At 72.4% G+C, this 12,277-nt stretch carries 11 protein-coding genes; 5 read left to right on the forward strand and 6 right to left on the reverse strand.

What is annotated here, in order from left to right; all coding sequences use genetic code 11:
- The first annotated feature begins 107 nt into the window (after positions 1–107).
- On the forward strand, positions 108–497 hold the full coding sequence (locus tag ACH4S7_RS13345) for an RNA-binding S4 domain-containing protein (RefSeq protein ID WP_398521244.1): 390 nt from the start codon (positions 108–110) through the stop codon (positions 495–497).
- Between the two features lie 94 nt (positions 498–591).
- Here the strand turns inward: ACH4S7_RS13345 and ACH4S7_RS13350 are convergent, their stop codons facing one another.
- The 3 genes from ACH4S7_RS13350 to ACH4S7_RS13360 all read right to left on the reverse strand — a co-directional run bounded on the left by ACH4S7_RS13350 (position 592) and on the right by ACH4S7_RS13360 (position 4,807).
- Positions 592–2,562, reverse strand: coding sequence for an FUSC family protein (locus tag ACH4S7_RS13350; RefSeq protein ID WP_398521245.1), 1,971 nt, complete (start codon positions 2,560–2,562; stop codon positions 592–594).
- 272 nt (positions 2,563–2,834) lie between these two features.
- On the reverse strand, positions 2,835–3,851 hold the full coding sequence (locus ACH4S7_RS13355; RefSeq protein ID WP_398521246.1) for an endonuclease/exonuclease/phosphatase family protein: 1,017 nt from the start codon (positions 3,849–3,851) through the stop codon (positions 2,835–2,837).
- A gap of 110 nt (positions 3,852–3,961) precedes the next feature.
- Positions 3,962–4,807, reverse strand: a complete 846-nt coding sequence (locus tag ACH4S7_RS13360; protein WP_398521247.1) for a hypothetical protein — start codon at positions 4,805–4,807, stop codon at positions 3,962–3,964.
- Between the two features lie 328 nt (positions 4,808–5,135).
- Between ACH4S7_RS13360 and ACH4S7_RS13365 the strand changes: the two genes are divergently transcribed.
- Positions 5,136–5,549, forward strand: a complete 414-nt coding sequence (locus tag ACH4S7_RS13365; RefSeq protein WP_398521248.1) for a hypothetical protein — start codon at positions 5,136–5,138, stop codon at positions 5,547–5,549.
- Between the two features lie 171 nt (positions 5,550–5,720).
- Here ACH4S7_RS13365 and ACH4S7_RS13370 read toward each other — a convergent pair whose 3' ends face one another.
- Entirely contained in the window at positions 5,721–6,458 is a 738-nt protein-coding gene (locus ACH4S7_RS13370; protein WP_398521249.1) for a TetR/AcrR family transcriptional regulator C-terminal domain-containing protein, read from the reverse strand.
- 198 nt (positions 6,459–6,656) lie between these two features.
- On the opposite strand from ACH4S7_RS13370, the gene ACH4S7_RS13375 reads away from it, so the two are divergent.
- Positions 6,657–8,171: an MFS transporter gene (locus ACH4S7_RS13375; RefSeq protein WP_398521250.1), complete on the forward strand. Its 1,515-nt coding sequence runs from the start codon at positions 6,657–6,659 to the stop codon at positions 8,169–8,171.
- 332 nt (positions 8,172–8,503) lie between these two features.
- On the opposite strand, the gene ACH4S7_RS13380 is transcribed toward ACH4S7_RS13375, so the two are convergent.
- Positions 8,504–9,073, reverse strand: coding sequence for a hypothetical protein (locus tag ACH4S7_RS13380; RefSeq protein ID WP_398521251.1), 570 nt, complete (start codon positions 9,071–9,073; stop codon positions 8,504–8,506).
- A 170-nt stretch (positions 9,074–9,243) separates the two neighbouring features.
- On the opposite strand from ACH4S7_RS13380, the gene ACH4S7_RS13385 reads away from it, so the two are divergent.
- A complete protein-coding gene (locus tag ACH4S7_RS13385; RefSeq protein ID WP_398521252.1) occupies positions 9,244–10,062 on the forward strand; it encodes a Crp/Fnr family transcriptional regulator in 819 nt (272 codons plus the stop codon).
- A gap of 93 nt (positions 10,063–10,155) precedes the next feature.
- Here the strand turns inward: ACH4S7_RS13385 and ACH4S7_RS13390 are convergent, their stop codons facing one another.
- Positions 10,156–10,932 (reverse strand): hypothetical protein, encoded by a 777-nt coding sequence (locus tag ACH4S7_RS13390; protein WP_398521253.1) that lies wholly within the window; start codon positions 10,930–10,932, stop codon positions 10,156–10,158.
- A 513-nt stretch (positions 10,933–11,445) separates the two neighbouring features.
- Here ACH4S7_RS13390 and ACH4S7_RS13395 point away from each other — a divergent pair.
- Positions 11,446–12,180: a hypothetical protein gene (locus ACH4S7_RS13395; RefSeq protein ID WP_398521254.1), complete on the forward strand. Its 735-nt coding sequence runs from the start codon at positions 11,446–11,448 to the stop codon at positions 12,178–12,180.
- Positions 12,181–12,277: the final 97 nt, after the last annotated feature.

Genomic DNA, 12,277 nt, shown 5'->3' on the forward strand with positions numbered 1-12,277 from the left:
GGCCGGATCCGTCGGACACGCCCTCGTGGGAACGTCTCCGCGAACGTCTCCGCGAGCGCCCCGTAATTCCCGTCGGCGGGGGCTGCCCGGGTCGTAGAGTCTGTGCCATGGATACCGAAGGGACAGAGGGGTCCGTACGGGTCGACGCATGGATCTGGTCCGTGCGGCTCACCAAGACGCGCTCCCAGGCCGCGGCGGCGTGCAAGGCGGGCCATGTGCGGGTCAACGGCGCACGGGTCAAGCCCGCGCACGACCTGCGCGCCGGCGACCAGGTGCGGCTCATTCACGCGGGCCGGGAACGGCTGGTGGTGGTTTCCAAGATCGTGCGCAAGCGGGTGGGCCCGCCGGTGGCGGTCCAGTGTTACGTGGACAACAGCCCGCCGCCTCCGCCGAAGGAGTTCACGGCACCGGTGGCCGTACGGGACCGGGGCGCGGGCCGCCCGACGAAGCGGGACCGCCGCGAGATGGAGCGATTGCAGACGCCTCCCCAGCCGTAGGGCGGCGATCGGCGGTCCACCGAGGCCGCCCGGCCGGCCGTCGCGGTACGGCCCCCGCCCGGCCGTCGCGGTACGGCCCCCCGCCGGGGGGCCGCTACTGCTCGGTGCGCGGTGGCCGTTCCCGCTCCCGGCGCGGTGGTGAGGTGATCGCCCGCGCCGCCGTCACCTCGTGGCGCAGCGGCGCGAGCACCCCCTCGTCATCGCCCTCCAGCACCGCCCGCACCTCCACCAGCACCGCACTGCTGCGCAGCCCTTCCGCCAGTTCACGCAATTGGCGCTCCACCCCGAGCACCTCCCGCCGCGACGGTCGGGGTGCGCCGTGGTCCACCCGTACCCGCGCGGCCGTCGTCGCGTCCACGATCCGTTCGACGGCCACGACCAGCGGCCACCACGCCGCCGCCCGGGTGCCCGTCGGCGGCGGTTCGGTCAGCGCGCGCTGGAACTCGGACCGTACGGATGACAGGTCCCGGTAGATCCGGCGGCGCCTGCGGATCTGCTCGGCCTTGTCCCCGGCGGTGTCGAAGGCGCACCCCACGTACCCCGCGATCTCCTCCACGGCCGCCGCCAGCCGGTCGCCGATCCGGGAGTGCCAGCTCTCCGGCCAGAGCAGATATCCGGCGATCAGCGCGATGGCGCAGCCCAGCAGACTGTCCAGCAGCCGGGGCAGGACCAGGTCGAACCCCTCGTGGTTGAGGGTGTCGGAGAGCAGCAGGATGACCGGGGTGATGGCCGCCGTCTGGAAGGCGTACCCCTTCGCCGAGAACCAGGGGATCAGCGCGGCGAGCCCCATCATCACCGGCACGTCCCACCAGCCGCGCTGCACCTGCGCCAGGACCGCGGCCGCGACCAGCAGTCCGGCCGCCGTGCCCAGCGCGCGCAGGACCGCGCGGGAGAAGACCGAGCCGAAGTCGGGCTTCAGGACGAAGGTGACGGTGAGCGCGACCCAGTACGAGCGGGGGACGTCGACCAGCGACACCAGCGACTGCGCGAGGCCGATGCAGAGGGCGAGCCGGAGCCCGTACCGCCAGGACGCCTCGGAGAAGAGCACGCCACGGGCGGTGGCCCGGAACCGGACGCTCAGCGTCGGCGGCCGGCCCAAACGGTCGTCGGCCGGGAAGGGGTCGCCATCGGCACTGGTCACCACGGTCGCGGCATGGCGCAGCGCCGAGTCGACGGCCCGGTCGGCGGGGCCCTCCGGCTCCGGCAGGACCAACTCGGGCACATCGCCGCGCGCCTCGGCGACGGCGTCGGCCAGCTCGCGTACGGCGGCGGCGATCTCCGGTCGGCGGGAGGCGCGCCCGTAGTGGTGGGCCGCCGCCGCCCCCTCCACCAGCGGGATCAGCACATTGAGCTGGGCGAGCAGCCGTACGAGCGGACTGCGACGCCCGTGGTCGCGGGCGCGGCGGGCGAGGATCAGGTCGTAGGCGGTGTTCAGGGCCTCGGTGACGTCCTGGCGGCGCTCCCCGTACGCGGCGGTGCCAGTGGCGGCGAAGAGTTCGGCGACACCGCGGTAGGCGCCGGCGACCGCCGCCCGTTCCGGCATTCCGCCGCGCAGCGGCCAGGCCAGCAGGGACAGCAGGAGGACGAAGAGCCCGCCGACGCCGAGCAGCAGGGGGGCGGTCCACCACGGCTGGGGCATCTCCAGGCCCGCGCCCACGACGGCGTTGAGCAGCAGCAGGAGTCCGGAGACCGAGGCGACCGCGCCGATCGAGGAGATCATCCCGGAGACCAGCGCGACGAGGGTCAGTACGGCGACGGCGAGCCAGCCCTCCCCGTACACCAGGGTGCCGACCGTGACGCCGATCGCGCCGAAGAGCTGGGGGATGGCGATATTGAAGATCCGCATCCGATACGCGTCGGCGGTGTCGCCGATGACACCGGAGAGCGCGCCCATCGACGCCAGTGCGCCGTAAGCGGGTTCGCCCACGAGGAGTCCGATGGCGAGCGGCACGGAGAGCGCCACTCCGGAGCGGGCGACGGCGGCCCAGGGCACGGGCGCGGACTGCGGTCGCAGACCGTTGAGCAGCCACTCGGGTGGGGACAGCCGTCCCGCTCGGGTCTCCATGGTCACCATTTGTGGCACGGACGCGGACGGGGGCAAGCGCCGGGGGTGGGCGCGCCCCGCCCCGCACGGCCCGGACGCACGGTCCGCGCCGTCCGCGCCGTCCGGGTCGGCACGCGGGCGGAGTCGGTGTCGTCCGGGTCGGGCCTGGTTGGGGCGGGCCGTCGGCGGGTGTCGTACGGGCCTGGTCGGGGCGGGCCGTCGGTCGGTGTCGTACGGTCGGGGGCTGGTCTGGCTGGTCTGGCTGGTCAGGGTGGTCTGGGTGGGGCGGGCCGTCAGCGGGTGTCGTGCAGATCGAGCCGGACCAGGAGCGAGCGGTGGTCCGTGTCGGCCAGCTCCAGGAAGCGTGCGTCGCGCACCGCGAAGTCCTCGCTGATCAGCACATGGTCGATCTGCGCGCCCAGCGGGGCACGGACCGCCGTCGGCCAGGACGGCGCCCGCGCAACGCCCCCGAGGGCCGCCCCGTTCCGCAGCCCGCCAGCCGCCAGCACCCGGCGGAACGCGGCATGGTCCTGGGTGGCGTTGAAGTCGCCCGCGAAGATCGTCGGGGAGCCCTTCACGCCCTTGGCCCAGGTCGCCATCCGGCCCAGTTCCCGCCGCCAGTCGTCCACGCCGCTCGGGACGGGCGGCAGCGGGTGCGCGAGCTGGAGGTGCACCTGGTGGCCCGCTATCTCGGCGACCGAGCCCGGCATGGCGAGCGTGCTCTCGATCCCGGGGGCCGGCCGCAGCGGGTACTTGCTGAGGATCGCCGAACCCTTCGCCATGGAGCCCTCGACCACCTCGCGGTACGGGTAGTCGGCGCGGGGGAGCCCGGCAAGACCGGTGGAGCAGCTGTGGGCGCACTCCTGCACGAAGACCAGGTCGGGCCGTTCGCGGCGGATCGTCTTGAGCAGCCCGTCGGTCGCGTTCCCGAACTCGACGTTCGAGGTGAGGACCGTTATCCGGGCGACGGCCCGCCCGGCCGGCTCGTCGGCCAGACCGGTGTCGTACGGGCGGACGAACCAGCCAGTGACCAGGAGTACCGCGACCGCCCAAGCCATCCCGAACCGCCAGCGGGCGAAGAGGGCGAGCACGAGGGCGGCCCCGGCCGGCAGCAGCAGCCAGGGGAGGAAGGCCAGCAGTTGGGTGACCGGGGTGACGGCGTCGGTGTCCGCGGCGCGACAGGCCACCACCACGGTCGGCACGAGCAGCAGCGGGACGGCGAGCCAGACTCCCGCCCGGCGGCCGGGGGCGCGCGGCGGGTCGTCCGGCCCGGCGGCCGGGGGCGTCGCTGTCGTGATGGCGCTGTCCAAACTCTCCTCCGGGCAATGGGCGGTTGCCCGGGTGGTACCCCGGGGGCTCCGGGCGGTGGTGTCACCCACCTTGATCTACCCGCCCTGTGGACAGGGACGCCAGGCACCGGTCAGCGGCTCCACTCCGGGGGCGGATTCGCGGGGGCACGGCCGCCGCGCCGCGACCACCACGTCACCACCGCCACCGCGGCCCCCACCCCCACCAGCCACCACGACACCACCCGTAGCGTCGCCGTCAGCGCGTCGAACACCGCCCCGGCCGCCGCATGATCCACATCGGCCGGCAGATCGTCCAGTGCGAACGCCCGGCCGACGACGACCGTCAGCCGCAGCAGCAGACCACCGACGGCCAGGGCGAGACCCAGCCCGATCAGGGCCGGGCCACGGCGGCGCGCGAGCAGCAGCGCTGCGATCGCCAGCAGCAGCGTGGCCACGGGCAGCCAGACCCCCGCGACCTGCAAGGCGTGGAACATCTCCCGGGCCGCGCCCAGCTTCGCGGAGTCCACCACCGTGATCCTGATCTCCGCCACCGGGATCTGGTCGGCGAACGGCACCCCATCCGTGATCAGCTGCCGTTTCACCTGCTCGATCACCGGGGCCAGATCGATACTCGCGGTATCGCCGTCGTCGCTGGTCAGAGCCTGTTCCACGGCCGTGTGCGCGGCCCGGTTGACCGTGTTCCAGGCCGTCTCGTACGCCTCGGTCCCGGTGAACGAGAGCACCGCGGCGTGCACCAGATCCCGTACGCCCCCGGACAGCAGCGGTCCCGGGTCGACCTGCCGCAGTACCTCGTCGGTGATCCGGTCCGCGACCGCGTTCCGGACGGCGGGGTCCGAGGCGAGCGGCGCCATCGCGGAGACATAGCCGTCCGCGTCGCCGATCTCCCGTTCGGCCCAGACCGCGAGCGCGCTCAGCGGCGTCAGGAGGGCCACGACCACGATCAGCAGGGCCGACACCGCCGTCGACGCCCTTGAGAGGAAGCTCCGCACCCCTCAAGAGAACGTGTGCCACCGGAGCGCCGCGACCGCTGCTCCGCCGACCGGGCGCGCTCACGACCCTTCCGTACCCCTGCCCCTTCCGTACCCCTGACTCCTCCGTACCCCTGACTCCTCCCGGCCCTTCCGCCTCCCGGCCCCTCCGCCTCCCCGCTCCCTCTGCGCTTCTGTGTCCCCTACCGGCCCCTTTCGCTCCTGTGGGGACACGGCCCACGGCCGGTCTGACTTGCCGGCCGCCGTCTCCGGGTGTGCCCTGAAAGGGCAGAACGCGAGGGAAGGAGTCTCCGCCATGGCCACACACGCGACGACAACCGCCCGCCAGCACCGTTCCCCCCGGCGGGCGAGCGGGACGAGCCGGCTGAGCCGGGCGAGCTGGGCGATTCCGCTGGCACTGGGCACGCTCTTCGGCTTCTACGCGGGCTTCCTCCGCCGCACCGGCGAGGCCGTCAACTGGTGGGACGTCCTCTACGGCGTCGTGGCCGGGGTGGTCTTCACCGCCCTCGCCTTCGGCCTGGGCCGCATCCAGCACGCGCTGCCGCGCGAGTTGCGGGCGGTCGCGTACGCGGCCCTGTGCGGTATGGCGATCGGCTTTCTGCACAGCCTCACCGGGGACAGCGTGCTCCGGTCAGTGGGCATGGGGCTGATGCTCGGCGCGGTCATGCTCGCCGCGTCGTTCTACGTCTTCTACACCAGGGACGAGTAGCCAGGGCGTGGGCTGCCCTCCGACCCGACCCGGGCCGGAGGGGGTCTGGAACGCCCGCGCGGATATCGAGGTACGGGGGCCGGGATGCGGGGGCCGGAGTCCCCTACCGGCCCCCGCACCTCGATGTCCCGGGAGGTAGTCGGCCCCGGGACGCGGGTCATCCGGCCTGGTTCAGGAGGGGCGGGTGAGCCGCGCCGCCACTCCGTCGAGGACGCATTCGAGGCCCTGCTCGAACTTGTCGCGGCGCTCGCTCCGCGCCTCGGCGTTCCGCTGTGCGGCGTACAGCCTCCGCAGCCGTGGGTACCCCTGCGCCGCAGCCTCCGCGGTGGGCCACAGCTCCTCCACCCACTCCTGTTCGTCCCGGCCGTTGCGGGCGAGGGTCGTGAGCCAGGCCGCCTCGGCCGTCGCCATGCCGATGATGAACGCGAAGACGGTGCTCAGGGCGTCGTCGGCGTCCTCCAATTCGAAGCCCGCCTCCTCGAACAGCCCCAGCAGGCTCTCGGAGAACCGCATCATGTTCGGTCCGAGATACGCCATCCCCACCTCGCCGAAGAGCGACGCGATCCACGGATGCCGCAGGATCGTCCCCCGCGCGCTGTGCGCGTAGGAGGTGACTGCCGTCCGCCAGCCCTCCGGGCCGGCCGGGGCCGGCACCTCGATCTCGCCGTAGACCTGGTCCACGACCAGCTCGATCAGCTCGTCCTTGTTGGTGACATGCGAGTACATCGAGGTGGCGCCCGCGTTCAGCCGGGTGCCGAGCTTGCGCATACTCAGCGCGGCGAGCCCCTCGGCGTCCAGCAGGGCGATGGCCTCGGCGACGATCTGCTCCTGGCTCAGCGCGGGCTGCTCCCGCCGCCGCCTCGGCGGACGGGCCCATACGGACGAATATGTCTGCTCCTCGGCTGGCATAGCGCCTCCCCTTTCTCGACTCACTCGACTCTCTTGACTGCCGCTACTGCCGCTACTGCCGCTCTCTGACTACCGCCAGGGTATCCCGTCGAGCGCACGTTGTACGCCCTTGCGCACACTGTGCGGTGACCGTACAGTGTGCGGTGAAGCGCACGCCGTATGGAGTTCGCCCAATCGATTCCCATGGGGGGAAGACCGATGACCCGATCCGAACGTCACCCACGACGCTGGCTGATCCTGGTCGTGCTCTGCCTGAGCACCCTGGTGCTGGTCATCGACAACATGGTGCTGACCGTCGCGGTCCCGCCGATCGTCGACGATCTGGGTGCCAGCGCACAGGACATCCAGTGGATCATCGAGTCGTATGTCCTGGTCTTCGCCGGCCTGCTGCTGACGGCGGGCAGTCTCTCCGACCGGTACGGCCGACGGCGGGTGATGATCATCGGCCTGGCGCTCTTCGGGGCCGCCTCGGTCCTGGCCACCGTCGCCGACAGCCCGGGGCAATTGATCATCGCGCGGATAGTGATGGGTGTGGGCGGCGCGCTGGTCATGCCGAGCACCCTCTCGATCCTCATCACCGTCTTCGACGAGGCCGAGCGGCCCAAGGCGATCGGTGCCTGGAGCGCGGTGGCGATGGTGGGTCTGGTCGGCGGTCCGGTGCTCGGTGGCGCGCTGATAGCCAAGTTCTGGTGGGGCGCGGTCTTCCTGATCAATGTGCCGATCGCGCTGCTCGCCATCGTCGCGGCCCTGGTGCTCATGCCCGAGTCCAAGGGCCCGTGGCGCAAGCCCGACCCGCTCGGCATGGTGCTGTCGATGGCTGGGATGACCGCCCTCGTCTGGACGATCATCGTGCTTCCGAAGGACGGTCTCACCACCCCGAGCACCCTGGCGACGCTCGCGGTGGCCGTGCTCGGTCTGGGCGGCTTCGCGGTCTGGGAGACCCGGACGGCGTCCCCGATGGTCCCGTTGTCACTCTTCCGCAACCGCGTCTTCACCGGCGCCAGCTTCTCGCTCGTCCTGCTCACCTTCGCCAACGGCGGGTTGATGCTGGTGCTGACCCAGTACCTCCAGTTCGTGCTCGGCTACACGCCCACCGAGACGGGGCTCGCCTTCGCGCCGATGGCCGTGGCGGTCATCGCCTTCAACTCCGTGGGCGCCGCGCTGGTGGCCAAGACCGGCAACCGCGCCATGACGGTCACCGGACTGCTGGTGACGGCGGCCGGGTTCGGTCTCCTCGCGACCCTCTCGCAGGGCGACGGCATCGGCCCGCTGGTCACCGCGATGGTGCTGATGGGCGCGGGCGGCGGACTCGCGATGCCCGCCACCATCGCCGCGCTGATGGGGGCCGTGCCGCCGGAGCACGCGGGCGTCGGATCGGCGCTCAACGACACGATCCAGCAGGCGGGCGCGGCGCTGGGCGTCGCCATCCTGGGCGCGGTCCTGTCGAGCACCTACACCGACGAGATGCCTGGGTCGGCGCCGGAAGCCGCCCGCCACTCCATCGCGGACGCCTTGGCGCTCGGGGAGAGCGGATTGGCGGATGCGGCGCGATCGGCCTTCACCTCGGCGATGTCCGGCACCTTCGTGGTGGGCGGCTGCGGAGTGGTCGCGGCCGCGGTGGTGGCGCTGGTGCTGATGCGCGGACGCGGGGGCGGGAAGCCGGAGGCGGGCCCGGTGGGCGAGCCGGAGCGGGTCGCCGAGAGCAGCCACTGAGCCCGTCACGGGAGCGGGGTCGGGCGGCCCGTCACGAGTACGGGGGCCAGGCCGGAGACGGCTGGGCACGGGGTGGCCAGGTGCGGGGTCGGGCGGCCCGTCACGAGTGCCTAGTCAGGCCGGGGCCGTGGGCACTCGGAGCGTACGAGCCGGAGAGCGGGTGGCCCGCTGGGACCCGCGCGTGGGGAGATCACACCCGCGCGCGGGTCCCAGCGGGCCACCGCGTCGGTTCCCCGGCCGGGCGGCCGGCGCCGGGCACTGGGCGCCGGGCGCCGGCCGGGGCGCGGAGGATCGGGGAAGGCGGCGGAGCGGTGAGCGGATTCGGCGCTCCGCTACTCCTTGCCGGCCGCGTCTCCCTTACCGGCCCCGCTGTCCTTGCCGGCCTTGACGGCTCCGGCTTCCTCGCCGGCCTCGCCGTCTTCGAATCGCGCGTCCAGCACCGCGTCCAGCTCCGCCGCCCATGTCTTGAGCTGGTCCTTGGACGTCGCCTCGACATCGTGCTGGAACCAGCGCTGACCGGACAGATAGACCGTGACACTGAAGCGCCGGCCGAACCGTGGGGTGTCGATCTCCACCGCACCGATCTCGTCCCAGCGGAAATCAGCCTTCTCCTCGTCCAGCCGATAGGTGACACCGGTGGCGTCGGCCACGATCGACCCACGCCGGTCCGACACCTCGAAGACGGGACCGTCGTCCGGTTCGTCCCCGGATTCCTCATCGGCCGCTGTGCTCGCCGTGTTCCCGGCGTTCGCCGTTCTCCCTGCGGTCTCGGCAGTCTCGTCCTCCTCGCTGGTCTGGCCGTCGGACACGGCGGCTACGGAGTCTTCCGGCGCCGCCTCCGCGACAGCCTGCTCCCGGTTCTTCTCCTCGCCCTTGTCCGCGCCGACAGGGCGCGCGGGCACCAGCCCGGGAACGTACGCGGGGTCAACCCCCGCGGCGGGCGTCGGCGGGACATTCGGACTTATACGCTGCTGCTCCACGGCGAGAAGTATGGACGACAAACCTGTGCCGAGGCTCGGCCGGGCCGCGAATCCGCGCGGAGTTATGGTGATCGGGGACGGACGGAGGCGCTGTGGACACGGTGCGAGAGCCGGACGACCGGTCCGGATGGCCCGGTGGGAGCTTCCTCGGGCGACTGCCCGACGAGGCACGCCGGGATCTGCTGTCGCTCGGCCGGGCCCGGGAGTTCGGGGCTCGGGACATCCTGATCCACCAGGGCGGCGCCGACCGCCACACCCTGCTCCTGTTGCGTGGATTCACCAAGGTCACCGCCACCGCCGAGAACGGCCGGGAGTCGCTCCTCGCAATTCGGCTCGGCGGCGACATCGTGGGCGAGATGGCCGCCATGGGCGACCAGTGCCGGTCGGCCACGGTCACCGCATGCGGACCGGTGACGGCGCGCAGCGTCTCCGAGGAGGCGTTGGGGGCGTTCCTGCTGCGGCGCCCGGAAGCGGCGGTGTCATTGGCCCGGATGGTGACGGACCGGCTGCGCTGGGCCAACAACCGGCGTCTGGAGTTCCGTGGTTACAGCGTCAAGGTGCGGCTGGCCCGCATCCTGGCTGATCTGGCCGAGGCGCACGGGCGGACCGGCGCGGAGGGCGTGGTGCTCGGCTTCACGCTCACCCAGCCGGAGCTGGCCGCGCTGACGGGCTCCGCCGAGCCCACCATCCACCGGGCGCTCAAGGAACTCCGGGACGCCGGGCTGATCGGCACCGGGTACCGCACCACGGTGGTCCGGGATCCAGTAAGGCTGCGGGAGGTCGCGAAGCTCCCGGCCTCGGTCGCACCCGGGCGACCCGCCCGCGGGGCCATCTCGCCCCGACCCCCGTCAGCTTCTTCGCCCCCCGCGCGCGGCCCGCGAACCCCCGGCCCGCGAACTCCGGGCGTCTGAAGCCGGTGCACCCGGTCAGCCCGGTGCACCCGGTCCACTCGGTCAGCCCGCTCCCGTCCGGCTGCGCCGGAAGCGGGGACGGCCCACGCCTCCTCACCCCGTGAACGCCCGGAGCAGCAGGGACAGCCCGGCGACGGCGGCCATGACGGTGGTGCAGGCCAGGGCGGCGTCCAGATAGCGGCACTTGACGATGGTGACCGAGGCGAGGAAGCGGCAGACGTGCCACAACTCCACCCGCTCACGGGCGTCGTCCTGCTCCGTCGTCGGCGGAGCCGTCGCGCCGGCACCCGAGGCCACGCCGGCATCTGAGGTCATGCCAGCACCCGAGGTCACGGCCGCACTCGAGGTCATGGTGGCTGACGCACCGGCCGTCACGCCGGTCAACCGTGGCCGGCGCGGCGATACGGACGCCCGGACGCCCGCCAGATCGCGGTAGCCGAACCGGTTGCCGGCGGTCGGCCGCCACAGCCGTGGCCGCAGCGCCAGTGCCAGACAGATCACCCCGCCGAGGAACCCGATGACGAAGAGGGCGAAGAGTGCGGCGAACAGGACGGCGGTGGGCCCGCCGTCCGCCCAGGTGCGATGGGCCGCCCCCGCCCAGGGCCCGCAGGCCGCGACCAGGGCCGCCTGGACACCCGCGAGGATGCCCACCTTCCCGTCCGCGAGTTGATGGGTGGTGTGCAGCGAGGTGAGCGTGGCACCGGGATCCCCGGACAGCTCCGGCGCCGCCCCCGCCGCCGCCAAGGACGACGGCGGCCCGGGCGGTGGCGGCGGCCCGGGCGGCGCCGGCGGCATCGGCGGTGGACCCGGTCGTGGTGCGGCGGGCGTCGGTGACGTGGTGGGCCGTGGTCCGTCCGATCCCTGAGCCATGTCCGGTCCGCTCCTCTCGACGAAGCCCCGCGCCCCCGTGGGCTGTCCGACGGATCGTCCCGAAGATCGTCGCGGCGGCTTTCCCAGTAACGCGTACTCTCCGGATGTGGACCAGCTCTTTATGTGATTTCTCGTCGCGTGCGTTCCCGTGTGAGTTCTGGTGTCAGTTCCTGTGGGATTCCGTCATTCCCATATTTCGATCGGGTCTTGTCTCCGCGCGACTGGTACGACGGTTCCTGAGGTATCCCGACCATGCCCTTCGGCCCCGATGTCGTCGTCCTGTCTCAACTCTGCAACGGGGGCTCACCGGGGTGGGCTTGGCTGTGATGCTGCTCATCTCCTTCGCGGTGGCACCGTATTCCGGCCGCCGCGAAGATGCTCGAACACATGAGGGAATGGGACGTGAATCGAACCAAAGGCTTTACCCGACGGCCACTTCTGGCGGTCGATGCGGAGGGCTACGGGAGAAGCACCAGCCGTCGACAACACTGGATCCAGTCCGCAGTACCGCAGGTGCTGGATGAGGCCGCCGAGGCGGTGGGCTTCGCCCGTGACGGGTGGGACACCCAGGCCGCGGGCGACTCCGAGTTGGCCGTGCTGCCGGTGGGCGAGTCCGAGCCGCTGCTCGTCGACGATTTCATGCGGCATCTGGAAGCCGCCCTGCGCGGCCTCAACGACGGCCGCGAGCCGTCGGCCCGGCTGCGGTTGCGTGCCGCGGTGCACCACGGCACCGCCGTCCGCGCGGTGAGCGGGTTCTCCGGTCCGGGGCCGGTGGAGGTCTCGCGCATCCTCGACAGCGCCCCGCTGAAACGGGCCTTACTCCGCTCGCCCGGGGCCTGTCTGGCGCTCGCCGTCTCGCGGGAGGTGTTCAACACCGTGGTGGCCGAGGAGTTCACCACGCTGCGCACGGAGGAGTTCCGTGAGGTACGGGTGGTGAGCAAGGAGTTCGACGACACCGTCTGGATCACGGTCCCCGGCGGCGGTGACATATGGGGACTGGACCTCGCGTCCGAACCCCGCACCAACGGCGCATCCCGGCGCGGCGGTCACGACGGCGCCAGCGGTCACGACGGCCACACTGATCACGCCGCCACCGATCGCGGCGGGCCCATCGATCACGACGGCCCCCCTGATCGCGACAGAACCGGTGAACCGGCCACCGGCGCGGCAGGCCAGCGGGCGCTCCAGGTGTTCGAGGCGCCGATCGCCGGATCCGTCATCGGAATCGCCAATATCCACGGCCGATGAACGCGGTCGTGCCCTCGCGGGACGAGGGCGATCAGACGGTTTCCCGTGAAGTCGATCAAGCAGTGCCCCGTACGGACCCCAGGGAATTGCCCCATGC

It is taken from the genome of Streptomyces sp. NPDC020965, from assembly GCF_044333555.1.
GTDB lineage: Bacteria > Actinomycetota > Actinomycetes > Streptomycetales > Streptomycetaceae > Streptomyces.